This window comes from Pseudomonas sp. NPDC088368 (assembly GCF_044753445.1).
GTDB classification, from domain to species: domain Bacteria; phylum Pseudomonadota; class Gammaproteobacteria; order Pseudomonadales; family Pseudomonadaceae; genus Aquipseudomonas; species Aquipseudomonas bambusae.
In genome coordinates this window covers 389,259-412,044 of the sequence record NZ_JBIVNG010000002.1, presented here as the reverse complement: position 1 = coordinate 412,044, position 22,786 = coordinate 389,259, and the positions used below count along the sequence as shown (strand labels likewise).

At 61.6% G+C, this 22,786-nt stretch carries 20 protein-coding genes; 10 read left to right on the top strand and 10 right to left on the bottom strand.

Annotated features, from left to right (window positions below; genetic code table 11):
• Nucleotides 1-13 precede the first annotated feature (13 nt).
• The 3 genes from ACIQAL_RS05300 to ACIQAL_RS05290 all read right to left on the bottom strand — a co-directional run bounded on the left by ACIQAL_RS05300 (nt 14) and on the right by ACIQAL_RS05290 (nt 4,132).
• Complete coding sequence (locus ACIQAL_RS05300) at nt 14-1,324, bottom strand: MFS transporter (protein ID WP_401143255.1); 1,311 nt, start codon at nt 1,322-1,324, stop codon at nt 14-16.
• An 891-nt stretch (nt 1,325-2,215) separates the two neighbouring features.
• On the bottom strand, nt 2,216-3,115 hold the full coding sequence (locus ACIQAL_RS05295; RefSeq protein ID WP_401143252.1) for a LysR family transcriptional regulator: 900 nt from the start codon (nt 3,113-3,115) through the stop codon (nt 2,216-2,218).
• A 111-nt stretch (nt 3,116-3,226) separates the two neighbouring features.
• The gene (locus ACIQAL_RS05290) at nt 3,227-4,132 is read right to left on the bottom strand and encodes a LysR family transcriptional regulator (protein ID WP_401143249.1); all 906 of its coding nucleotides are present in this window, start codon (nt 4,130-4,132) and stop codon (nt 3,227-3,229) included.
• 97 nt (nt 4,133-4,229) lie between these two features.
• Between ACIQAL_RS05290 and ACIQAL_RS05285 the strand changes: the two genes are divergently transcribed.
• Nucleotides 4,230-4,436, top strand: coding sequence for a hypothetical protein (locus ACIQAL_RS05285; RefSeq protein WP_401143247.1), 207 nt, complete (start codon nt 4,230-4,232; stop codon nt 4,434-4,436).
• A gap of 37 nt (nt 4,437-4,473) precedes the next feature.
• Here ACIQAL_RS05285 and ACIQAL_RS05280 read toward each other — a convergent pair whose 3' ends face one another.
• A complete protein-coding gene (locus tag ACIQAL_RS05280) occupies nt 4,474-5,310 on the bottom strand; it encodes a hypothetical protein (RefSeq protein WP_401143244.1) in 837 nt (278 codons plus the stop codon).
• Nucleotides 5,311-5,718: 408 nt separating this feature from the next.
• Between ACIQAL_RS05280 and ACIQAL_RS05275 the strand changes: the two genes are divergently transcribed.
• Complete coding sequence (locus tag ACIQAL_RS05275) at nt 5,719-6,945, top strand: carbohydrate porin (protein ID WP_401143742.1); 1,227 nt, start codon at nt 5,719-5,721, stop codon at nt 6,943-6,945.
• 176 nt (nt 6,946-7,121) lie between these two features.
• Here the strand turns inward: ACIQAL_RS05275 and ACIQAL_RS05270 are convergent, their stop codons facing one another.
• Together ACIQAL_RS05270 and ACIQAL_RS05265 are read right to left on the bottom strand one after the other, a co-directional pair.
• On the bottom strand, nt 7,122-8,483 hold the full coding sequence (locus tag ACIQAL_RS05270) for a 2-hydroxycarboxylate transporter family protein (RefSeq protein WP_401143241.1): 1,362 nt from the start codon (nt 8,481-8,483) through the stop codon (nt 7,122-7,124).
• 60 nt (nt 8,484-8,543) lie between these two features.
• The gene (locus ACIQAL_RS05265; protein WP_401143238.1) at nt 8,544-9,407 is read right to left on the bottom strand and encodes an HpcH/HpaI aldolase/citrate lyase family protein; all 864 of its coding nucleotides are present in this window, start codon (nt 9,405-9,407) and stop codon (nt 8,544-8,546) included.
• On the opposite strand from ACIQAL_RS05265, the gene ACIQAL_RS05260 reads away from it, so the two are divergent.
• From ACIQAL_RS05260 to ACIQAL_RS05240, 5 genes are all read left to right on the top strand, one after another.
• Nucleotides 9,406-9,558 (top strand): hypothetical protein, encoded by a 153-nt coding sequence (locus tag ACIQAL_RS05260; RefSeq protein ID WP_401143236.1) that lies wholly within the window; start codon nt 9,406-9,408, stop codon nt 9,556-9,558. The two genes, ACIQAL_RS05265 and ACIQAL_RS05260, sit on opposite strands and share 2 nt — an antisense overlap.
• 51 nt (nt 9,559-9,609) lie before the next feature.
• On the top strand, nt 9,610-10,485 hold the full coding sequence (locus ACIQAL_RS05255) for a LysR family transcriptional regulator (RefSeq protein ID WP_401143234.1): 876 nt from the start codon (nt 9,610-9,612) through the stop codon (nt 10,483-10,485).
• Between the two features lie 131 nt (nt 10,486-10,616).
• Nucleotides 10,617-11,807, top strand: a complete 1,191-nt coding sequence (locus tag ACIQAL_RS05250; protein WP_401143232.1) for a CaiB/BaiF CoA transferase family protein — start codon at nt 10,617-10,619, stop codon at nt 11,805-11,807.
• Nucleotides 11,808-12,044: 237 nt separating this feature from the next.
• Entirely contained in the window at nt 12,045-13,409 is a 1,365-nt protein-coding gene (locus tag ACIQAL_RS05245; protein ID WP_401143230.1) for a short-chain fatty acid transporter, read from the top strand.
• Between the two features lie 159 nt (nt 13,410-13,568).
• A complete protein-coding gene (locus ACIQAL_RS05240; protein WP_401143228.1) occupies nt 13,569-14,402 on the top strand; it encodes an amidohydrolase family protein in 834 nt (277 codons plus the stop codon).
• 159 nt (nt 14,403-14,561) lie between these two features.
• Here ACIQAL_RS05240 and ACIQAL_RS05235 read toward each other — a convergent pair whose 3' ends face one another.
• A complete protein-coding gene (locus ACIQAL_RS05235) occupies nt 14,562-15,446 on the bottom strand; it encodes a LysR family transcriptional regulator (RefSeq protein ID WP_401143225.1) in 885 nt (294 codons plus the stop codon).
• A 118-nt stretch (nt 15,447-15,564) separates the two neighbouring features.
• Entirely contained in the window at nt 15,565-16,221 is a 657-nt protein-coding gene (locus ACIQAL_RS05230; protein ID WP_401143222.1) for a peroxiredoxin-like family protein, read from the bottom strand.
• Between the two features lie 339 nt (nt 16,222-16,560).
• On the opposite strand from ACIQAL_RS05230, the gene ACIQAL_RS05225 reads away from it, so the two are divergent.
• Nucleotides 16,561-17,412, top strand: coding sequence for a CAP domain-containing protein (locus ACIQAL_RS05225; RefSeq protein ID WP_341958414.1), 852 nt, complete (start codon nt 16,561-16,563; stop codon nt 17,410-17,412).
• A gap of 389 nt (nt 17,413-17,801) precedes the next feature.
• Here the strand turns inward: ACIQAL_RS05225 and ACIQAL_RS05220 are convergent, their stop codons facing one another.
• A complete protein-coding gene (locus ACIQAL_RS05220) occupies nt 17,802-18,386 on the bottom strand; it encodes a cell wall hydrolase (protein ID WP_341964563.1) in 585 nt (194 codons plus the stop codon).
• A 500-nt stretch (nt 18,387-18,886) separates the two neighbouring features.
• Complete coding sequence (locus tag ACIQAL_RS05215; RefSeq protein WP_401143218.1) at nt 18,887-20,041, bottom strand: ABC transporter ATP-binding protein; 1,155 nt, start codon at nt 20,039-20,041, stop codon at nt 18,887-18,889.
• 232 nt (nt 20,042-20,273) lie between these two features.
• On the opposite strand from ACIQAL_RS05215, the gene ACIQAL_RS05210 reads away from it, so the two are divergent.
• Together ACIQAL_RS05210 and ACIQAL_RS05205 are read left to right on the top strand one after the other, a co-directional pair.
• The gene (locus ACIQAL_RS05210) at nt 20,274-21,305 is read left to right on the top strand and encodes a zinc-binding dehydrogenase (RefSeq protein ID WP_401143215.1); all 1,032 of its coding nucleotides are present in this window, start codon (nt 20,274-20,276) and stop codon (nt 21,303-21,305) included.
• A 68-nt stretch (nt 21,306-21,373) separates the two neighbouring features.
• Entirely contained in the window at nt 21,374-22,720 is a 1,347-nt protein-coding gene (locus tag ACIQAL_RS05205) for an ABC transporter substrate-binding protein (protein ID WP_401143212.1), read from the top strand.
• Nucleotides 22,721-22,786 lie beyond the last annotated feature (66 nt).

Here is a 22,786-nt window from a genome sequence, read left to right as displayed (position 1 = left end):
TGGAAGGATTGGATCAGGCAGGCGTGCTGTTTCGCATGCGCCGCCCCAGCAGAATCACGGCGATGACGCTGACCAGCGAGGTGGCGACCACGTAGAAACTCGGGGCCAACTTGCTGCCGGTGGCGTCGATCATCCAGGTCACGATCAGCGGCGCAAAACCGCCGAACAGCGTCACCGAAAAGTTGTAGCTCAGCGCCAGTCCCGTGCCCCGCGTTCGGGTCGGGAAGATGTCGGCGAGCATCGCGGGAATCGGCCCCAGGCACGCAGCGATCAACACGCCTACTACCGCCTGCACCATCAGTAACGTCGAAACACTGGGGAAGTGATTGAGCCAGACGAACATCGGATAGGACGACAGGCCGGTGATCAGCAACGCGAGGGTCAGCACCCGGAAGCGGCCGTAACGGTCGGACAGGCTGCCAAACACCGGCGCCATGATCATCAGCGTGATGCCCGTGACCAGCGCTCCCAGGTACGACGACGTGGCCGCGATGTTCAGTTGTTTAAGGGCGTAGGTCGGCATGTACAGCTTGTGCACGTAGTTGAACGCGGTGGCGCCCGCAACCACGCCGATGGCCAGCAACAGGCTGACGCGGCCCTTGATCAGCACGTCACGCAGCGGGGTTTTCTCTTCCACCTTGGCGGCGACTTTCTGGAAATCCGGGGTCTCTTCGATCTGGCTGCGGATGTAGAAACCCACCGGCCCGATGAGCAATCCGACACCGAACGCCACGCGCCAGCCCCAATCGCTCAGCTGTGCGTCGGTCAGCACATAGCTCAGCAAGGCGCTGACGCCCGCGGCCAGTACGGTCGCCAGCCCTTGGGTGGAGAGCTGCCAACTGGCGAAAAAGCCACGACGGCTGGCATCGGCGTGCTCGACCATGAACGCCGTCGCCGCGCCAAATTCGCCCCCAGTGGAGAAGCCCTGAAGCATGCGAGCGACAATGATCAGCAGCGGCGCGGCGAGACCGATCTGTTGGTACGAGGGGGTGAAGGTGATCAAGGCCGTGCCGATCAGCATGATAAGAATCGACAGGGTCAGCGAGGCCTTGCGCCCTGCCCGGTCGGCATAGGAGCCCAGCACGATGGCGCCAAGTGGGCGCATCAGGAACGAAATCCCGAAGGAGCCGACGGCCAATAGCAATGAGGTGGTTTCGTTGTCCGAGGGGAAGAACAGCTTGCCGATGACCACGGCGAAATAGCCGTAGATCAGCAAGTCGTAGAACTCCAGTGCATTGCCGAAGCTGGCGGCGACGATCTCTTTCCACGGGCCTCGTCGGGCGGTGGCCGGGGCGGCGATCACGGTTGATGAATGAGGGGTCATGAAGAATGGCTTCCGGGTCTGTTTCACAGTGGGCGATCACGTTCGCGAGCCATGGCGGGCGAACTCGACGGCAGTCTTTTTTATTGGGTGAAAACAACCGGGCAGTGACTGAAGGTCTTCGCCTTCATGACTGCCCGGCCCGGTGTAAAGGTGGATCAGGTCGGCGGGTTGGACAATTGCTGTTTGGGCACAGGGTTGAGCTTATTCGGCACAGGGGCGTGAGGTCGGGGGTTTGACGGCGGGACGATGCGTTGATTATTCGCCGACTGCCCATAAACGGTGCGGTAGAACTGGGTCTGTAGCGGCACGTGTCTGGCTCAGACTCCGCAACACAGATGAACCTCTGTGGGAGCGAATTCATTCGCGAATCGTCGGGACAGGCGACGCATCTTCTTCGTCTGAACTACCGCTTTCGCGAATAAATTCGCTCCCACAGTTGAGTCTGTGTCTGGCTCAGACTCCGCAGCGCAGATGAATCTCTGTGGGAGCGAATTCATTCGCGAGGCGTCGGTACATCCGACAGAGATATGTCAGGCATACCGCCTCTTCGCGAATGAATTCGCTCCTACAGTTAAGTCCGTGTCTGGCTCAGACTCCGCAGCGCAGATGAATCTCTGTGGGAGCGAATTCATTCGCGAGGCGTCGGGACGGGCGACGCATCTTCTTCGTCTGAACTACCGCTTTCGCGAATGAATTCGCTCCCACAGTTGAGTCTGTGTCTGGCTCAGACTCCGCAGCGCAGATGAATCTCTGTAGGAGCGAATTCATTCGCGAGGCATCGGTACATCCGACAGAGACATGTCAGGTATACCGCCTCTTCGCGAATGAATTCGCTCCCACAGTGCAGCCCGCGTCGGGTCGAAAATTCATGCAGACCTGAAGACCAAGCAATCAATCCGGAGCCAACCCCTCCCAAATGCGCATCACCCGTTCGCTGCGATTGGCGCGCAAGCGGTGCAGCGAGATGTCGAAACCGATCTGCATTTCCGGCCCGCCCGCGATCACCAACTCCCCCGCTGCCAGCGCCTCTTTGACCACCATGCGCGGCAACCAGGCCAGGCCACTGCCGCGCTTGGCCATTTCCAGAATGGCCTCGTAAGAATCTGCCTGATAGATCATGCGCAACGCCAACCGGTGAGGCAGCCGCGCCAGATGCTGGGCCAACACGCCGCGCAAGGACAATGTCGGGGAAAACCCCAGCCACGGAATGCTCGACACATCACTGCTGGCGTCGATCAGAAACAGCGCTTGCCCCTGAGCATCCGGCGCGCTGACCGGGAGCAATTCTTCCCGGGCCAGCACCCGTGAATCGAAGCGCTCGCTGTCGATCAGAATGCGCGTCAGTGGGCTTGAGAAAATCAGCTGCAAGTCCACTTCCCCCGCGCTCAATTTGGTGATCGCTTCCTGCGCTCCGCCCGTCACCAGCGACACCGGAAACGCGCCGAACTGCGCATGCAGCGACTGATACCAGTCCGGGAAAAACACACTCGCCAAGGTGCGGCCCGTGGCGATGCGCAGCGGCTCGTCGCGGTTCATGCCGAGGTTCTGAAATTGCGCGCGGGCGGCCAGCAGCAGCTCCATCGATTGCGTCGCGGCGTCGAGAAATAGCAAGCCGGCCGGGGTCAGCGACAGCGGCTGTTTGCGCTCCACCAACGGCACGCCGACCCAATCCTCCAGCGCACGAATTCGTCGCCCGAACGCTGGGTGGGTCACGCAACGATTTTCGGCGGCCCGGGACAAGCTGCGGGTGCGCGCCAGCTCAATGAAATCTTCCAGCCATTCCAGTTGCATCGAGTGTCCTGTTCAGCATTGTCGGCAGATGAAGCATTTGCGCACAAGCGCCCGCCGTTGTCATGGGGGGTCGCGTAAAACACGGGCGGGCAATCCGTCCGACGCTGCGCCTTATGTGAGCCGCGTCGATGCCCAAGCCCGCACGGCGTCGGCGAATAACCGCAAGGCCATGGGCGGGTGCCGGTTCGCCGGGTAGTACAAGCAGGTGCCGGGATAGACCGGGCCCCATTCGGGCAGAAGATGCACCAGCCTGCCTGCTTGCAGATGCTCTTCAATTTGACCCAGCGGCAACCAGGCAATGGCGATGCCCGCCAGCGCCGCCTCAATCATCACGTTGACGTTGTCCATGGTCAGCGGGCCATCGACATCGATGCTCGCGCTCTGACCCAAATACTCGAAATCCCAGCGAAACAGCGCACCGCTGGCAAACTTGAAACGGACACAGCGGTGTTGCTTGAGGCCATGGGGCACATCGGGCGCGGGGTGGTGCTGCAAATATTCGGGCGACGCCACCGCACCAAAATGCACGTCGGCGCCAAACCGCACGGCGATCATGTCCTTGGGCACGTCTTCGAACACCCGGACACCGGCATCGAACCCCTCGCCGACGATGTCCACGAAACGGCTGTCCGCCACGAATTCGATGTGGATCTGCGGATAGGTTCGCAGGAAATCCGGCACCACATGGCGCACCAACAGCTTGATCGACGACTCCGAGGCACTGATGCGGATCGACCCCGACGGGGTGTTCCGCGCCGAGGTCACTTCATTGACCACGTTGGTCAAATCGTTGAGCAGTGGCCTCACGCCCTGCAACAGTTGCTCACCCGCTTCGGTCAGGGCCACCGACCGCGTGGTTCGGTTGAACAAGCGCATCTCCAGCCGCGCCTCCAGGTTGCGCATCGAGTGGCTCAATGCCGAGGGCGAGACCCCGAGCACCCGTGCTGCGCCGCTGAAACTCTGGTGTTCGGCGATGGCGATGAACGCCGTCAATTCAGGCAAATCGGCGCGGATCACTTGTGAATTCTCCTCAGTTAGTCATGCAACGGTTGGCAGATTGTTGAGAAGCGTACAGGAATATAAGGTGGGTTGATCGTCACTGAGGAGACACACCATGCAACAGCGCACATTGGGCAACAGTGGCCAGACCGCGCAACTGACCTTGTACCTCAACCGCGCCATAGACAACGGCCTGACCCGTGAACAGGCCGCGGAAGTGGTGACCCGCTTAGTGTTTTTACGTCGGCTGGCCAAAAGCGATGTCAGCCGTGCCGGTGCTCAAGGAGGTCTTCGCGTCGCGCGGTTGACGCGCCAACACTGAAATCATCGATCCCTCTCCTTCGCTTCCCACGAAAGGCTCAAAGACGAAATCCTTTCCAACTGAGCCATGCCCAATGGGCAGCAACAGGAATGCAGGACGCGGGCAGCCAATAGATCGAAGGTGCCAGCACCGCAACACCCCCACCGTAACCGATCAATACGACCAACGCAGTCGCCAACGCCAGTCCCGACCACACTGCCTTTCCGGGCCGGTCCCACTTACCGGCAAACCTGTAATGGAGCACCAGCAGGGCGCCCAGTCCCCACCAGCTGATGATCATCATGATCATGACGGGAGGAGCGAAGACGGCGACAACCGTAAAAATGGCTGTAAAGACCATATTGGGCCAGACGATGAGGTACAGAGACAGCTTGACCACTGCCCCATGAAAGGATGACCTCATCTCCCCCGATACGTCTTGCACAGACTTAACAAGCGCCGCTCTTGCGCGCGCCTCGGAGATGGGCCTCAGGACAGGGTCCGAGTCCTGGACATGGATGTACACCCACCAGCGATCAGGCGGGCTGCGCAAAATCAGGTGCACCGTGAAGGGACGTCCATGCGATCCGGTCACGCCGGGAATGGTGCTGTCCCGAAGTATTTCCACTTCGCGTATCTCGTGTTGTTCCAGGACACTCCGGAACAGTGGGTCGTTGCGCTGATGAAGCAGATGGATTTCGGTGCGGGTCGCCTGTTTGAGAGCAGCGACCACAGCCCACCCGCCGAGGGTGAGCAACAGAATGATCCAGCGGTAGTCGTAGAGCCCGTGCAAAACTTCCATGTTCTTTCTTATCGAGAGGACGTCAGGGTGACGGGCGTAGTTGCAAACGCCCGCCTTGGCAGAGAGAAAGCGATGGCGCGGAGTATCGAACATTGTGCCTCCCCTGAAAAGTTTCACGCACTGAGTCGGTCTGCGCAACGCACGCCCACATCACGAGGCGTTGGGCAGAGTCCTTCTTTGTAGCCTTCTGGCTGGTCGGCGGCAGCGTGTCGAAGTCCGACGCCGCCAACGTGCAGGCCGGCGCCGTAATATCAGCCTCTCTTCATGACCTGCGACGATAGTCACCATCGCTAAAATGAATTAACCAGTTGGTACATGGATATGTTTTCATGTCGTCCGCTTGTGAGCGCCCCTCCCGCGCATGCCCTTTTTGCCGCCCTCATCCACGAGTCCGGTTTTTCGCATTCAGGTTTTTTGATGAGCAATCCTTCGCAATACCCCGCAAACCCCGGCGCCCGCCGTGGGCTGTCGACCGCGCTGGTCGTTGGTTCCGTCGTGGCGATGGCCGTCTCCTCGCCCACGCAGGCCGATGACTGGCTCGACCGTTCCACCCTGACCGGCGACTGGGATGGCAATCGCAGCCGCCTGGCGGCGCAAGGGGTAAAAATCACGGGCGATTACAGCGGTGAAACGGTCTACAACGCGCACGGCGGCGAGCAGCGTGGCACGCGGTATTCGCAGAACGTCAAACTCGGCGCGCAGTTTGACCTCGGCAAGGTGCTGCACCTGGACAGCGGCGGCAAGGTACAGCTGACAATCAACGACAGGCGCGGCAACGACGGCTCGGGCGATCTGGTCGGCAACCGTCTGCCGGTGCAGGAAAACTACGGCGGCCTCTACACCCGCCTCACCGAGCTGAGCTACGAGAACACGCTGTTCACTCCGGCGCTGAGCGTGAAGCTCGGCTACATGGCCATGGGCAACGACTTGGGCGGGTTGAGCAGTGGAATCTTGTGCAACTTCATGAACGCCGGGTTTTGCGGTCATCCCTTGGCGATGTCCGGGGGCAGCGGCTGGGGCAACTACCCCAACGCGCACTTGGGTAGCGTGGCCAAGTATCGCTTCAACCCGAATTTCGCGGTGCAGGTCGCGGCGTTCAAGGTCGACGCCGCGAGCAACGGCAATTCCAGCCGGGCATGGCATGTCACGCCCAAGGACAGCACGGGCAACATCCTGCCGGTCGAAGCCATCTACAACGTCCTCGGCGACCTGCCCGGCGAGTACCGCGTCGGCTATTACTACGACACCTCGGACGTGCCGCGCATCGGCACACGCAAAGAGGTCGCAGGCCGTGAAGGCTCGTATTTCCTGATGGATCAGGCGGTGTGGAATTCGGACGCAGTCAGTGGCCGCCACGTACGCGTGTTCGGGCAGTTCTCCAATGCCAGCGCAGCGGCGGCGCCGTTTCGTCGTTGGTATTCGGCGGGTTTTGCGTTGAAAAAGCCGTTCGTGTCACGCCCCAACGATACGATTGCCGTGGGTTACGGCCGCGCGGTGTTCAACTCGCGCAGCCGTGATGTGCAGGAGAATGCGGCCTTGGCCCGAGGCGAAGACTTCCCCGATCTGGCCAGCGGTGAGGGATTGGTAGAGATGACCTACGGCGCGCAAGTGGCGCCATGGCTGACGATTCGGCCGTCGGTGCAATACATCATTGAACCGGGGGCGTTTTATGGGGAGGACATCGAGAACACCTTGATTGTCGGGTTGCAGGTCAAGGCGACATTGTGAGCGAATGGAAACAGGTAGGCCGATGGCCTGGACCTACCTGTGGGAGCGAGTTCATTCGCGAATTGGCCTTGCACTCGACACTGCTCTGTCGCCTGAAAGATCGTTTCGCGAATGAATTCGCTCCCACAGGGGACCTCGCTGGCTATGCGAATCTCCTCCCGTCGTAACGCTGCCCGCTATACCGGCGGCAAATTCGCCAGTATCAGCAACGCACCCATCACGGTAATCGCCCCGCCGATGCGGGTGGATATCTGTGCGAACGGCAGCAGTTGCATGCGGTTCGCGGCCGTCAGGATGGCGATGTCGCCAGTGCCGCCCAGGCCGCTGTGGCAGCCGTTGACAATGGCGGTCTCGATGGGAAACATGCCCATTTTCCGGGCGATCACCAACCCTGTCAGCACCAGTGTCAGGACAGTTGTGGTGATGGTCAGCACGTTGCCGATGTGGAACGCCGCCGTCAGTTCGCTCCAGTGAGTCACGGCGATGGAGTTGGCGAACAGCAGCGGGTACGTCACGCAGGTGGTGAAGAACTTGAACAGCACCTGCGCCCCGGCTTCCAGACGCTGCGGCACCGCATTACAGAGTTTCAGCAGCACGCCGATGAACAGCATGCACACCGGCCCCGGCAGGCCGAACAGCGCATGCAATAGCACACCGGCCAGGTACAGCGTGATCGCGCACATGCCCGCCGCGATCACCTGATTGACCGTGTCGCTGTCGAAGCGCGTTTCCTTTTCTGCGCCAGGCGCGGTGTCGTCCTGAGGCAGTTCGATCATCTGCAACCGCCCGTTGCCGGTCAGGTGCGGAAAGCGTTTGCCCACCAGATCCAGGGCGCCGCAGGCCATGATCGCGACGAGGTTGCCCAGCAGAATGATCGGCAGAAATTGCGCCAGTATCTTGCCGGAATCCATGCCGAGGATTTCGCCATAGCCCACCGACAGCGGAATCGCGCCCTCGCCCAGCCCGCCACCCATCACCGGCACGATGACGAAGAACAGCACCTGACGCAGTTCCAGCCCGCACAGCATGCCCACGGCGATCCCCGCGAGCAGCGCCAGCACCGAGCCCACCAGCAGCGGCACGAAAATCTTGGCGAAGCCTTTGATGATCAGGTTGCGATCCATGGTGAAAATGCTGCCGACCACCACCGCCGAGACGAACAGGTAAATGAAGTTGCTCGATTTGGTGAAGGTCGTGACCGGCGTGATGATGTCCTGCGGCACCCAGCCGAGGCTGACGATGTAGGACGGCAGGAACGCCGAGACAATCGCCGCGCCGCCGATCTTGCCGAAGAACGGCAGGCGCTTGCCAATCTCGCCACAGGTGGCCCCGCCCAGGCCGATAATCGCGATCATCGTTGGCAGGTCGGCCTTGATTTCCTTGGTCAGCAGCAACCCGGCCACCAGCCCCAACAGCAGCAGGTAGACCGGCAATGGAATGAAGCTGATGCGGATGTCCATCAGGCGCCAGAACAGCGCATTACGGCGTGGCTCGGACCCGGCCACGGCGGGCCGTGCCAGCGATTCGGCGTTATGCATGGGGAAACCTCGTCTTCTTTTATTGTTGTAGAGCGGTGTTGCCGGAGGTGTCCAGGGCGGTCAGTGGGTCAGCAGCCCGGCCTGACGCGCCTGTTCCAGCACTTGCCGTGCGCGGATCACGAACGGCGCATCCACCATTTGCCCGTCAACCGTGTAAGCCCCGACGCCAGCGGCATCCGCTTCGTCGGCGGCTGTCACAAAACGCTGGGCGCGGTCGATCTCTTCGGGGGACGGCATGAACGCTTCGTTCGCCATGTCGATCTGGGTCGGGTGAATGCACGACTTGCCTGTGAAACCCAGCCGTCGGGCGTAACGGGCCTCTTCGCGATAGCCCTCCGGGTCCTTGATGGCCGCGAACGCCGCGTCGTAGGCGGCGACGTTTGCTTCCCCCGCCGCCATCCGAACGCTCAGTTGAAGCTGCCGGATGACGGCGGTGTCGCGACGGTCGATGCCCAACGGCTCCAACAGGTCGGCGAAGCCCAGTTGCAGGCCCATGACCCGAGGGTGGGCACTGGCAATCTCGGCGGCCAGACGCAAGCCACGGGGGGATTCGATGTTGGCGAGGATGCGGATGTTGGCCGCTGACGGGTGCTGACGCTCCAGCCGCTCAAGGTCCGCCACCAGTTGCAAAATCTGCTCGGGGCCTTCGACTTTCGGCAGGTTAATGATGTCCAGCCGTGTGCCGACCAGCGCTTCGAGGTCAGCGGCGTAATGGGCCGAATCCTGACCGTTCACCCGCACGACGATGGTTTTCCCGGTCGTCGGCAGATGCGCCAGAAACCCCGCCAATTGCGCGCGGGCCTCGGACTTGGCGCTTTCAGCGACGGCGTCTTCCAGATCAAAGCTGACGCCGTCGGCGCGAGAGGACAGGGCTTTTTCGAAGAGTTCGGGACGGGAACCGGGGACAAACAGTTTGCTGCGCATGGGCGATTCACTCGATGACAACGGCGGCCTGAAAGGCATCGCAACGTCGCGCCGGATGACAGGACCACGCCCCATACCCGGCATTATTCTTGAAAGCCAGGTGCATGGCCCCGGCGCTATTGAAAGCCGGGTCCATATTGCAAAAGCGTAAAAGCTAACTAAAGTGCGTATTTCTACGTTTAGAATCCAGAATTTTTAGACTATGGACACGCGCTACCTCGACAGCTTTCTTCAAGTCGCCCAACTCGGCTCCACCGCAGCCGCCGCGCGCAAACTCAACCTCACCCCCACCGCCGTGGCGCAACGGATCAAGGCGTTGGAGCACGAAATCGGCCAGCCCTTGCTCAGCCGCACCGGGCGCAACATGCAACTGACCGCCGCCGGTTCCGCGCTCTTGGGCCCCGCCAGTGAATTGTTGGTGCGCGCTCGCGACCTGCGCGCCATCGCCGCGCTGGACGCTGTCGCTGGAGAGCTGCGCATCGGCTGCATCACCACCGCCCTGGCCTATCTCGTACCCGACGTACTGGCGACGCTGATCGCCAATTACGAGCACCTGCGCCCCCACGTGGAACCGGCGTTTTCCACCGACCTGTACCGCAAGGTGCTGTCCGGCGAAACCGACATCGCGATGATGGTCGCGCCGCAATTCGAGCTGCCGAAAGAGTTCGTCTGGCGCCCGGTGCGCGATGAGCCGTTCGTGGTCCTTGCTCCCCGTCACCTCGCCGACGAGCACCCGCACAGCGTATTGCGTAGCCAGCCGTTCATTCGTTACCACCGCCGTTCATGGGGCGGCGTGTTGGCGGACCGCTACTTGTTGCAGGCAGGCATTCAGCCCCAGGAGCGCTTCGAAATGGACGCGCTGGACGCCATCGCCGCGATGGTCAAGGGCAACCTCGGCGTATCGCTCGTGCCGCAATGGCGGCCCATGCACGCCCAGCTGGGTGAACTGGCACAGATCCCGTTGCCCGGCGCCGGACTGTACCGACCGATTGGTCTGTTGTGGAAACGCAATTCGGCCAAGGAGCGTTTGATCGAGGTGTTCTGCAAGGTGTTGTTCGAGCAACTGAGCGCGCCATAAATCCATTTTTTATGGATTCTAAAGCTAGCTAAAACGCATTTTATTTCTCCATTACGCTGACCAGAATGGCTCCCATGTGCTGCATCGGAGCCTGCGTTGCCCGTCCAGCGATAACAAGATCGGAGAAACCCATGTCGCACCCTCGCCCCTCCACCGGCCCGCTCGCCGGGATTACTGTCCTCGACCTCAGCGCTTACATTGCCGGCCCGTATGGCTGCTCGCTGCTGGCCGACCAAGGCGCGACGGTGATCAAGATCGAGCCGCCCACCGGCGACAACCTGCGCAAATACCCGTCCACGCTGGCGTCTGAAAGCCGCGCTTTTCTGGGCGTGAACCGCAGCAAATCCGGCGTGGTCCTGGACCTAAAATCCCCCGGTGGTCTGGATGCATTGTTGACCCTGGTGCGTGAGGCCGATGTGCTGGTGCACAACTTCCGTCCCGGCGTCCCGACGCGGCTCGGCATTGACTACGAGCAGTTGAAAGCGGTGAACCCGCGATTGATTTATTGCGCGGTGACGGGTTATGGCGAAGAAGGTCCGCTCAAAGCCAAGGCCGGTTACGATCAGGTGCTGCAAACCATGACCGGCATGTGCGCGGCCCAGAGCAAGCCCGACGGCCCGCCTGAAATTCTTTACGGTTCAGTGGTCGATTACTACGCCGCGTCGCTGGTGGCAGGCGGTGTGTCCTCAGCATTGTTCGAACGCGAACGCACCGGGCTCGGCCAGTCGGTGGGTGTGTCGCTGCTACGAAGCGCGCTGGCGATGCAGTCCGCACGCCTGATCTGGGCAGACAGCGAACCCCGCTCACTGGACCGCGACATGCGTTCCGGCGGCATCACCGGCATTCACCCGACTCGCGAAGGCTATTTGTACCTGTCGGCCAACACGCCGCATTTCTGGACCGCCTTGTGCGAGTTGACCGGGCTGGGGCATCTGGCGAACGACGAGCGTTTCAGCACCGTGCGCAACCGGGCGACTCATCACGAAATCATCGTCCCGCAACTGCACGAAGCCCTTCAGCAGCACAGCGCGCTGGAATGGGAAACGCTTTTCGGCGAGGCCGTGCCGTGCGCCGCTGCACGTCGGGTCGAGGACATGTTCGACCACCCGCAGTGCGAAGCGGAATCGCTGATCACCGAGTTCGAGCACCCTGTCGTGGGACGCTATCAGGGCTTCACCCGCGCCGTGACCTTCAGCCGCACGCCCGGCTCCGAACCCTTCGCGGCGCCGGTGTTTGGCGCGGACTCGGATCGCGTGATGGCCGAGCATGGGTTTACCGATGAGCAGATTGCCCGGTTGCGGGCCAACGGAGCGCTGCACTGATCCGATACACCTGCACAACCCTGCGGGAGCGAATTCATTCGCGATGCGGTGGTACAGCCGCCAGAAGGGGAGTCGGAAGTACCGGCCTTTCGCGAATGAATTCGCTCCCACAGGGGACCCGCGTCCAGGCTCACGGCCCGAGCGTTTGATTCAACCGATTTCCCACAACCACAATAAAAGGGATCACCCCATGAACAGCACCACGCAACCCCTCCGTCTGCACGGAGGCCCTCGCACATGAACACTGCGATCACGGCCCCGCGTAGCCTGCGCACCCGTTTCACCGACAGCACGATCAGTCTGTTCGAGCGGACCATTCCCGACCCGTTCGTGCTGGCGATTTTCATCACGTTCATCGTGGCCGTCGTTTCGTTGCTGGTGGCCCCGAACGCCTCTCTCGATGCGCTGTTGGGGGGCTGGTACAAGGGCTTTTGCAACATCTTCACGTTCGCGCTGCAGATCACGCTGGTGCTGGTGCTCGGCCACGCGCTGGCCCACGCGCCCATCGTGCAGCGTTTTTTCACTCGCCTCGTTGCCTTTGCACGCACCCCTGCGCAAGCCGGTGCGATGATTTTCCTGTGCGTGGCGGTCACCTCGTTTTTCAACTGGGGCTTCGGATTGGTCCTCAGCGCCCTGCTCGCCCGGGAAATCGCCAAACGCATGCGCGTCGATTTCGCGTGGCTGGTGGCGGCCGGATTCTCGGGTTGGGTGGTCTGGGCAGGCGGGCTGTCCAGCTCCATCGTGCTGGCCCAGACCACACCGGGCAACCCGATGAACGTCGTGGAAAAACTCACCGGCCATGTCCTGAGCCTGGGTGACATGGTGTTCGTGCCTTACAACATGGTGCCGACCCTGGGGTTGCTGGTGATCATGCCGTTCGTCCTCGCGGCCCTGCGCCCCAAGGATGAAGACGCGGTGTGCCTGGACATCACCCAACACCCGGACCCGGAACCTGCCAAACGCCCCGAAGGCAAACGCAGCTTCGCGCAATTCCTCGAATATTCGCCGCTGGGCAGTGTGATCATGGGCGCGCTGGGCATTGCCATCGTCGCGTATTCGTTCACCGGGCATCTGCAATTGTCCGGGGTCAACGGCGTAATCGCGATCATGTTCACCCTCGGCATCATCCTGCACGGCTACCCGCTGGCTTACGCCAACGCGGTCAAGGGTGCGGCCAGACAAAGCGGCTCGATGATCCTGCAATACCCGCTTTACGGCGGGATCATGGGGATGATGGAGGCCACCGGTCTGCCGGGGGTGATCGCCAAGCTGTTCGTGGCGATTTCCACCACCCACACCCTGCCGTTCTGGAGCTACGTGTGTTCGCTGCTGGTCACCTTCCTGATCCCCAGCGGTGGCGGACATTGGGCGGTACAAGGGCCGTTCGCGATTCCAGCGGCGGTGGAGTTGCACGCCTCGCTGTCCGCCACCACCATGGCAGTGGCCATGGGCGAGCAGGTGTCGAACATGATGCAGCCATTCTGGGCCGCGCCCGTCGTGGCCATGGCGGGCGTCGGTGTGCAGCGGGTGCTGGGCTTTACCTTTGTCACCTTTCTGGTGGCGATGGTGGCGTACGGCGCGGCGTTGTTGTTGCTGGTGTAAAAACTCACCACACGCCCCCCCCCTGTAGGAGCGAATTCATTCGCGAGACGTCGGTGAAGTCAATCGCAATTCATCGCCTGTCACGCCGCATCGCGAATGAATTCGCTCCCACAGAAATGGATGTATGCCCTGAAAGCGAGCCTGAAGAGCCAGGAACCTATGAAAACTGCTGACCTGAAAACACCCGCTAACAGCTGCGACGCGCACATCCATATCATCGACCCGCGCTTCGCCCCGACTGACCCTTCGACACCGCCTGCCCACGGGCAATCGATCACCGACTACCACAAGGTTCGCGAATCCCTCGGCCTGCGTCGTGCGGTGATCGTGCAACCGAAGTATTACGCCACCGATAACCGCTGCACCCTGGACGCCATCGCACACATGCGGGGGCAGGCGCGTGGCATTGCGGTGGTCGACACCCGCGTCACCGACAAAGAGCTGATCACGCTGCATGAGGGTGGTATTCGCGGCCTGCGCTTCAGCCTGTGGAATGCGGGCAATCAGGTGGTCAGCGTCGAGATGATCAAACCTTTGGCCGAGCGCGTCGCCGAGTTCGGCTGGCACCTGCAGATCCATATGGCCGCGGAGCAGATTGTTGAACAGCAAACGCTGCTGGCGAACCTGCCGGTACAGATCGTCTTCGATCACATGGGGCGGATGCCCGTGGGTTCCAACGCCAGCCACCCGGCATTTCGGTTTATCGCGCGGCTGATCGACGCCGACAAGGCCTGGGTCAAGCTCAGCGGTCCCTACCTGAATACCGCGCAGGGCGGACCGCGTTACGCCGATGTGCGCTCGCTGGCCCAGGACTTCGCCACACTGGCACCGCAGCGCATGGTCTGGGGCAGCGACTGGCCCCACGTCACCGAAGCCCATAAACCCGATGACGCCGACCTGCTGGACCTGTTGCTGGACTGGACCGACAGCGACGCTGCGCGGCAGGCCATTCTGGTGGACAACCCGGCGCAGCTTTACGGGTTCGATGAGTGAGAGACAGTCGCCACATCAGCGGCTCTCGACTGTGTAGGTGAGTTCATTCTGGGCAGCACTCGACGAGAAGTCGGCACATTCGATCCATCGGTGTTGGATTGGCCTCCACATCGCGAATCGATTCGCTCCCACAGGTCGAGTGAGGCGCCTGAGGTTTTGTCAGTGCGCCAGCAATGCCGCCACGTAATCGACGAACGCCCGGGCCTTGACGCTGGTCATGCGCCCGGCCGGGAAGACGGCCCACAGGTCGATGGAGGGCAACGTCCAGTCGTCGAGCACGGTCACCACTTCGCCGCTGGCCAGCTCCGGAGCGAACATCCATTCCGAGGCCATGACCAGGCCGAGGTTGGCCTTGACCGCCGCCCTCACCCCTTCCGCTGCCGACACCCTTAGACGACCGGCCACCGAGGCGCTGAACACTTCGTCGCCCTTGCGCATGGCCCAGGTATCGCCGCCCCCGCTGCGGTTGTAGATCACCCCTTGATGGCTGACCAGGTCACGCGGATGTTTCGGCACACCGTGGGACTGGAAATACGCGGGGGTGGCGATGATCCGGCGACGCCCTTCGGCAATCTTCCTCGCCGTCATCGACGAGTCTTCCAGGGCGCCCATGCGCAACGACACGTCGATCCCCTCTTCGACCAGATCGACGCTGCGGTCATCCAGCACGACTTCGATGTTCAGCTGTGGGTGCTGTTTGAGCAGCGGCCCGAGGTACGGCACCACGTGCAGGCTGGCGAAGGTCACTGCCGCGCTGACCCGCAACCGCCCGCTGAACCCGGCGCCCGCACCCTGCACGGCGGCGTCGGCTTCGTTGGCCTGATCCACCGTGCGCCGGGCGGCCTCGTAATAGGTCTGCCCTGCTTCGGTGGGCGTCAGGCCGCGGGTGGTGCGCAATAACAGGCGCGTGCCGAGGGCCTCTTCCAGCGCGGCGATGGATTTGGAGACGGCAGGCTGACCGACGCCCAGCCGCTTGGCCGCCGCCGAGAACGAGCCGGTTTCGACGGCGCAGATAAAGGTTTCCATCGCGGCGAGACGGTCCATCGGGGTTCCTTGTCAATCGAGGCAGTGCGCGCAGCATCGCCGATCATTCAACGGGCTGCAAAACCTGTGAACGCAAAAAGCCGCCACACAGGGTGACGGCTCGCTTTGCACCGATGACTCAGCCGCGCAAGGCAGGCAACAAATCGGTCGGTTCAGGGCGCTGGGTGTAATCCGGGTTGACCTCGGCGTATTTGATCAGCCCGTCCTGACCGATGACGAAGCGCGCAGGCATCGGCAGCACCCAGGCCGGGTCATCGTTGAAGGCCGGCAAGTCATTGCCGAAGCCTTTGTAGAGGTCGACCAGATAATCCGGAAGCGCGAAGCGCAGGCCGAAAGCGTCCGCGACCTGGCTTTTCTCGTCGCTGAGGATCGGGAACGTCAGGTTGTTCTGACGCACGGATTTGCGGCTGTTGGCTTTGATTTGCGGCGAGATCGCCACCAGGCTCGCGCCCAGCGCCTGGTACTCCGGCAGCGTCGCTTCGAGGGCTTGCAACTCCATGTTGCAGTAAGGGCACCAGACGCCACGATAAAAACTGATCACCAGCGGCCCCTTGGCGAGCAGCTCGGTGGAGGACACCGGGTTGCCGTCAGGATCGTTGAGCGTGAAGACCGGCGCCTTGTCGCCAACCTTCAGCGTGCGCTCGGCCTGACCAGAGGCGATCAGTTCATCGGTGGCGCGCTTCATGATGACGTGCACCTGAGGCGGCGCGTTGTAAGGCGGTTTACCGGCGACGAAATCAGCTTTGAAGGCGTCGAGGGTGGCTTGCAGGGTCATGGCGGTAGTCCTTGTGAGTGATGAACATTGGGTGAGCTCATCCTCTCAAGTCGCGCCGAGGCCCAGTAGACAGGGCGTGGCGATAACAACTATGCCGTCCAGGAATGGGCCGTCAATGTACGGCCTCTCGTATTGAACGGGGCTCGATCCCTGCGGCTGACGGGGGTCCACTCTTACAGCGCCGGGAGCCCTCGGTGTTGCCCCACCCGACAGTTTTTCCCTTTTGCCATTGCAAAAACCTGTCACGGCACTGCAACCTCCGTGGATTCTTCGGCTCAGACTATTTCGAAACAGGCAAAATCGCGCATCATGGCCGCAGTCAGCTCAAGGGAGATCTTCATGCGCTTCACAACTTTCACGCGTCTTGCGGCCATTTCAGGGCTGCTGATGTTGACCGGGACGGCGCTGGCCAGCGAAGAAACGCAATTGATCCAGTCCATCAACACCTACCGCAGCGAGGCGCAGCCCTGCGCCAATGTCGTGTCTCAGGAGCTGCCGCCACTGAACACCGACCCGCGCCTGAACCTCCCGGCCAGTGGCGCCGTGGACCTGCAACCGATGCTGGCCCGGGCCTCGTACCCGATGGTCTCCGTGCAGGCGATCAGCCTTTCCGGCCCCCGGGACGCGCAGTCGGCGATGAAAGCGATTCAGGAGAGTTTCTGTCAGGTGGTGCTCAATCCGCAGTTCGTCGACGTGGGCGTGAGCCGCAATGACCGCGACTGGCGCGTCGTGCTGGCGCGTCCGTTGCTGGCCGGTGGTCTGGGCAATTCACAGGCGGAAGGGCAAAAAATGCTCGGGCTGATCAACGCCGCCCGCAGCGTGCCTCACCAGTGTGGTGGCCAACCTTACGGCCCTGCTTCGGCGCTGACCTGGAACGACACCCTCGCGACCGCCGCCGAAGGTCACACGCGCTCCATGGCCAACAACAATTATTTCGACCACAAAGGCCGTAACGGCGGCACGCCAGGCGACCGGGCAGAACTGGCGGGTTACATCGGGCAGGCGATTGGCGAGAACATCGCGGCAGGCCAGGACAGCGCCCGCAAAGTGGTCGAAGGCTGGCTGGCCAGCCCCGGGCACTGCGCCAACATCATGAACCCCGCCTTCCGCGAACTCGGCGCCTCGTACGCAGTGGACCCGAAGAGCGACGCAGGGATCTACTGGACAGCGATGTTTGGGGTGCAGCAGTAACAGGCGTGCTGCGGTTCGGGGCGTTTGACTCTGGCCTAAGGCCGTGAGAGCTGGCTTGCCTGCGATCGGCCCAGGGTCGCGCCCGACCGCAGCAGTCGCAAATCCTGCGCATGCGGTCTGCCTGGCACAACCAAGGTGTCCGAATTCGCTGCCGCTTCGCGCCAGATCGTAGGCAAGCCAACTCCTACGCCTTCGGCAGAAGCAGATTGGCAGCGCTGTCGAGGCTTTTGATTCTGGCCGAAGGCCGTAGGAGTTGGCTTGCCTACGATCGGCCCGGGGTCGCGCCCGACCGGAGCGGCAGCAAATCCGGTGCGTGCGCTGTGTCATCTGTACCGGGGATCAGGTTTTACTGCTGCTTCGCCGCATAAGCGGGCGGTGAACCGGATCGATCACTTCGCCTTGCCATCCTTCGGCTTGTAAAACAGAAACTTCCCGGTCTCGGCGGTGCGCAGGTATTCCGACGCCCACGCCGGTTTGACGTTGCGGTCGTGGAAATACATGGCGCCTTTGGTGCGGTCGGTGAGCTGCTGGTTCAGGGCCTTGCGGGCGATTTCTTTGGAGGCGGCGTAGCGGTCGTCTTCTTTGACCTGATCAGAACGCCCATCACACCACCAGGAAAACTGGCAGGCCTTTTTCTCGACGCCCTGCTTCACCACGCCGCAAATGGTGTCTGGATAACCCTCATGACCGAGGCGATTGAGCACCACGTCAGCCACCCCTTCCATATCAGCGTCCGTGCCGCCCTTGGCTTCCCAATAGATGGTCCGCGACAGGCAGACCAGCGCATCGTCCACCGACGCCACGCCCGCCGGGTCCACCGCCTGAGCTTCGGATTTGGTGATGATCTGACTGCTGGGCACCGCTGGGGTGGGGCCGTCCTTTTCGGCGGCTTTTTCTTCGAGAACCTGAGCTTTACTGACCACCGCTTGAGGCTCTGGCGTGGCTTCAGCGGCCACGGTCTGGCCGGCGAACATGATCGCGGTGAGACAGATCGAAAGGGAAAAGAGGCGCATCGTCGAACCTTCTGCTGAGGCCGATCGGTCCTGCACCCGCGTCACCGTCGATGGCCGTTTCCAAGGGCGCCCATCGGGTGAATCGGAACGTCGCAAGCTGTCGTCGACTGGTTATGGATTGTTAGGGGGTAGAGACGCCGAGGTACAACAGCAACCTTCAGCATAGCTCGCCGAAACAGCAGCATAGTGGCATTTTAACTTTACGCAATAGGCGCCGTGAGCCGGGGGTATTGACCTGTTTGCAGACCCTTGCGAAGCGCCCGAAACATGATCAGAACACGCACGTTTTTTATGCGGCTGTGGTTGCTCGCACCGATGGCCGATCTGAGGTCACACTGACCATCGCTGGCGTCGCAACCTCCGGCGTCTCCTACAGGTGATGGGGTCTGCGGGGAAGTTCCGACCGACACCTAACCTGTGGGATCTGCTGGAGCTGTGCGACCGTCGCGAATGCGGTAGGCCTACCTCGCCACCGCCGCCGGGCCGGAAGCCTGCCCATTCGCCTCAGCCGCCAGCGCCGTGTAATGCCGCCGATGAGCCAATGCCTGCCCCTGTTCATCGAACAAATGACACCGCGCACCCGACACCCCAATCGACAACGCCTGCCCGGCTTTGACCGAGGACAAACCGTCGCCCTTGATCATGAGGTCGCTGCCGTCGTCGGTTTCAGCGTGGGTGAAGGTTTCACCGCCGAGGTGTTCGACGACCCTGGCATGCGCAGGAATTTGCGCTTCGCCTGATCCTTTTTCGGACAGGTGTTCCGGACGCAAACCCAGCGTCAGCGGGTCGCCGGGTTTGACGCCCTCACCGTTGACCGGCACCCACAAGGTCCCGCCGCCTGGCAAATTCACCTGCACGCCGTCGGCGCTGACCGCTGCTGCCGAGACCTGGAGAAAGCTCATCTGCGGAGAGCCGATGAACCCCGCGACGAAGCGGTTGCGCGGGTGGTGGTACAGCTCCAGCGGCGAACCGACCTGCTCGATGCCGCCCTTGTTCAGCACCACGATTTTGTCGGCCAGGGTCATGGCTTCGACCTGATCGTGGGTGACGTAGACCATGGTCGCTTGCAGGTCGGCGTGGAGTTTGGCGATCTCGATGCGCATCTGCACCCGCAGCGAAGCGTCGAGGTTGGAGAGCGGCTCGTCGAACAGGAACACTTCCGGCTCATGGACGATGGCGCGCCCGATGGCCACCCGCTGCCGTTGTCCGCCGGAGAGCGCCTTGGGTTTGCGGTCGAGCAAAGGTTCGAGCTGAAGGATACGGGCGGCGTTGCGCACTTTGGCTTCGATCTGATCCTTGGGCAGTTTCTGCATCTTCAGGCCGAAGGCGATGTTGTCGTAGACCGACATGTGCGGGTACAGCGCGTAGGACTGGAACACCATGGCCACGCCGCGATCGGCCGGTTCCAGGTAGGTCACATCCCGCGTGCCGATGCGAATCTGTCCCTGGGTGATGCTTTCCAGGCCCGCGATGCAGCGCAGCAAGGTCGATTTGCCACACCCGGACGGCCCGACGAAGACCACGAACTCGCGGCTTTCGATACTCAGATGGATGTCATGCAACACCTTGATGTCGCCATAGGCTTTCTCGACGCCACTCAAACTGAGCTCAGTCAAAATCGTATCCCCTGAAATTATTGTTGTTGTGGTCTTGGCAACACCGATCAATTGTAGGAGTGAGCTTGCTCGCGATGGCGGACTGTCGGCCTCCATATTCATGACAGATAGAACGCCATCGCGAGCAAGCTCACTCCTACAGGTGCTTGTTCATTCCGGAACTTGACAGCCATTCATTTCGCTCTACGATCATTTGTAATTCTAAAAATACAAATGTCAAGGAGCACACCGAATGCGGGCTGCGTATATCCATGGCATCCGGGACATCCGCATCGGTGAAAAGCCCGTGCCGGTGCCGGTGGGCGACGAGGTGTTGCTGCGCGTGAGCGCGGTCGGCGTCTGCGGCAGCGACCTTCATTACTTCAAGGAAGGCGCCATCGGCCACGCCAAAATCACGCAGCCGTTCATCGCCGGGCATGAGTTCGCCGCTCGCGTCGTCGACGATCAACCCGCCCTCGGACTAAAGGCTGGCCAACTGGTGGCAGTCGATCCGGCCAAACCCTGCGGCCAATGCGAATGGTGTCATCGCGGCCACGTCAATCTTTGCCCCCACGTTCAATTCCTTGGCGCTCCCCCGCACACCCACGGCGCGATGACCGAATACATCGTCGTCTCGCCAAGTCAGATCTACCCCGTCCCTGACCATTTCACCCCGGTGCAGGCGGTGATGTTGGAGCCATTGGGCGTGGCGATTCACGCCATGGACCTGGCAGGCACGAAAAAACTGTTCGAAACCGTCGCCATCATCGGCTGCGGCCCTATCGGCCTGTGCCTGCTGCAACTGGCACGAAGGCTGTGCAAGAAAGCCATTTACGCCATCGACCCGATCAACTACCGCACTGAAAAAGCCCGGCAGTTGGGCGCCGATGAAGTGGCCGCCGATCACGCGGCGATTGCCGAATGGACCCAGGGTCGTGGCGTCGATCTGGTGCTGGAAGCCACCAATTCCCCGGAAGGTTTTCAGATCGCCGCGCAGTCCGCGCGCATCGGTGGGCGCGTGGTGCTGGTGGGCATTCCCGATGGCGATCAATACACCCCGCTCAGCGCGTCGTTGCTGCGGCGTAAGGGGCTGGACATCCGCATGTCACGGCGCATGGGCCATGTGTACGACCGGGCGATTCAACTGGTGGCTCAAGGGACGGTGGACGTCGACTGCCTCGTCACCCATCGCTTCGATCTGCAACAGGCGACGGAGGCGTTCAGCTACCCCTCGGAATTCCTCGACGGCGCTTTGAAAACCATCGTGCTGCCGCACCCGGATTAGATGACTTAGACACGCGCAGCCGCGCACACCGCGTACTCCTCATCCACAACAATAAAAGAGGTCACGTCATGAAGAAGCTGGTATGGAACGCCCTGGCCCTGTCGGTTGCGCTAGGGTCCGCCCTGGGGTCGAGCGCAGCGCAGGCCTGGACCCTCGAAGAAGCCTCGGCCCCTTACAAGGGCACGGAAATCAAGGCGATTTTCCTCGACCGTCCGGGATACGCCGCCGCCATCAAACTGCTGCCGGAATTCGAGAAGAAAACCGGGATCAAGGTCAGTTACGAAACCATTCCCTACGAAAACAGCCGCGAGCGTCAGGTGCTGAGTTTCACGTCCGGCGAACAGCTCGATGTGGTGCTCACCGACGTGGTATGGATCGGCGAATTCGCGGGCAACGGCTGGCTGGAACCGATCACCACCTTCACCAAGGACAGCAAGCTGGCGGACCCGGATTTGAAGCTCGACGGCTTCTTCCCGATCCTTCTCAAATCCTTCGGCGGCTGGGGTGATGAAACCTATGGCCTGCCCTTTGATAACTATTCGGGGCTGCTGTTTTACAACAAGTGCATGCTCAAGGACGCCGGGTTCGACAAGCCGCCTGCGACGTGGGAGGAAGTGCTCAAGGACTACGGTCCGAAGCTTACCGACAAGGCCAAGGATCGCTACGCCTACGCGCTGCAATCGCGACGCGGCGAGACGCAGTCGGCGGACAGTTTCATGCGTTTCCTCTGGCCGTTCGGCGGGTCGCTGCTGGACGCCAACTTCAAGTCCAACCTGAATTCGAAAGAGTCGCAACAAGGCCTGCAATTCCGTCAGGACCTGATGAAGTTCATGCCGCCGGGCATCGTCGATTACGACCACAACGAAGCGGTCAACGCCCTCGCCCAAGGCAAGGTGGCGATGATTACCGAGTGGTCGGCGTTCTACGGCACCCTGGCCGACCCGAGCAAATCCAAGATCACCGATTGCCTGGCCGTGGCCACCGAACCCAAAGGCCCGGCCGGTCTGAAGCCTGCACTGGGCGGGTTCTCGCTGGGGGTCAATTCCAAATCCGAGGACAAACAGAAAGCTGCCGCGTGGCTGTTCATTCAGTGGGTGACGTCGGAAGCGATGGCCAAACCGTACCTGGAAGCAGGTGGCGTGAGTGGCCGGATGTCGGTCTACAAAGACCCGGACGTGCAGAAGAAGTACCCGTTCGTGCAGCCGATGGTGACCTCGTGGGAAGGCGGCGTGCCGGACTATCGCCCTCGTTTCCCGCAATGGCCTGAAGTGTCCGAAGTGGTGGGCGAAAACGGCACCGCGATCATGCTCGGCAAGTCGAGCGTGGCGGACGGCGCCAAGGCGATCGGGACCAAAATGGAGGACATCCTGAAAAAAGCCGGTTACTACGATGGCAAGGTGAAGTTACTGAAGTAACAGACCTACACCGCTCTTGATTCTGGCCGGAGGCCGTAGGAGCGTGGCTTGCCCCGGGCTGCGATC

Excerpts from the sequence above, each read along its gene's own strand:
- ACIQAL_RS05300 (WP_401143255.1), bottom strand. The coding sequence starts at position 1,324 with ATGACCCCTCATTCATCAACCGTGATCGCCGCCCCGGCCACCGCCCGA.
- ACIQAL_RS05295 (WP_401143252.1), bottom strand. The coding sequence starts at position 3,115 with ATGCAACTGGAATGGCTGGAAGATTTCATTGAGCTGGCGCGCACCCGC.
- ACIQAL_RS05285 (WP_401143247.1), top strand. The coding sequence starts at position 4,230 with ATGCAACAGCGCACATTGGGCAACAGTGGCCAGACCGCGCAACTGACC.
- ACIQAL_RS05280 (WP_401143244.1), bottom strand. The coding sequence starts at position 5,310 with ATGTTCGATACTCCGCGCCATCGCTTTCTCTCTGCCAAGGCGGGCGTT.
- ACIQAL_RS05275 (WP_401143742.1), top strand. The coding sequence starts at position 5,719 with ATGGCCGTCTCCTCGCCCACGCAGGCCGATGACTGGCTCGACCGTTCC.
- ACIQAL_RS05270 (WP_401143241.1), bottom strand. The coding sequence starts at position 8,483 with ATGCATAACGCCGAATCGCTGGCACGGCCCGCCGTGGCCGGGTCCGAG.
- ACIQAL_RS05260 (WP_401143236.1), top strand. The coding sequence starts at position 9,406 with ATGGGCGATTCACTCGATGACAACGGCGGCCTGAAAGGCATCGCAACG.
- ACIQAL_RS05265 (WP_401143238.1), bottom strand. The coding sequence starts at position 9,407 with ATGCGCAGCAAACTGTTTGTCCCCGGTTCCCGTCCCGAACTCTTCGAA.
- ACIQAL_RS05255 (WP_401143234.1), top strand. The coding sequence starts at position 9,610 with ATGGACACGCGCTACCTCGACAGCTTTCTTCAAGTCGCCCAACTCGGC.
- ACIQAL_RS05250 (WP_401143232.1), top strand. The coding sequence starts at position 10,617 with ATGTCGCACCCTCGCCCCTCCACCGGCCCGCTCGCCGGGATTACTGTC.
- ACIQAL_RS05245 (WP_401143230.1), top strand. The coding sequence starts at position 12,045 with ATGAACACTGCGATCACGGCCCCGCGTAGCCTGCGCACCCGTTTCACC.
- ACIQAL_RS05240 (WP_401143228.1), top strand. The coding sequence starts at position 13,569 with ATGAAAACTGCTGACCTGAAAACACCCGCTAACAGCTGCGACGCGCAC.
- ACIQAL_RS05235 (WP_401143225.1), bottom strand. The coding sequence starts at position 15,446 with ATGGACCGTCTCGCCGCGATGGAAACCTTTATCTGCGCCGTCGAAACC.
- ACIQAL_RS05230 (WP_401143222.1), bottom strand. The coding sequence starts at position 16,221 with ATGACCCTGCAAGCCACCCTCGACGCCTTCAAAGCTGATTTCGTCGCC.
- ACIQAL_RS05225 (WP_341958414.1), top strand. The coding sequence starts at position 16,561 with ATGCGCTTCACAACTTTCACGCGTCTTGCGGCCATTTCAGGGCTGCTG.
- ACIQAL_RS05220 (WP_341964563.1), bottom strand. The coding sequence starts at position 18,386 with ATGTTCGCCGGCCAGACCGTGGCCGCTGAAGCCACGCCAGAGCCTCAA.
- ACIQAL_RS05210 (WP_401143215.1), top strand. The coding sequence starts at position 20,274 with ATGCGGGCTGCGTATATCCATGGCATCCGGGACATCCGCATCGGTGAA.
- ACIQAL_RS05205 (WP_401143212.1), top strand. The coding sequence starts at position 21,374 with ATGAAGAAGCTGGTATGGAACGCCCTGGCCCTGTCGGTTGCGCTAGGG.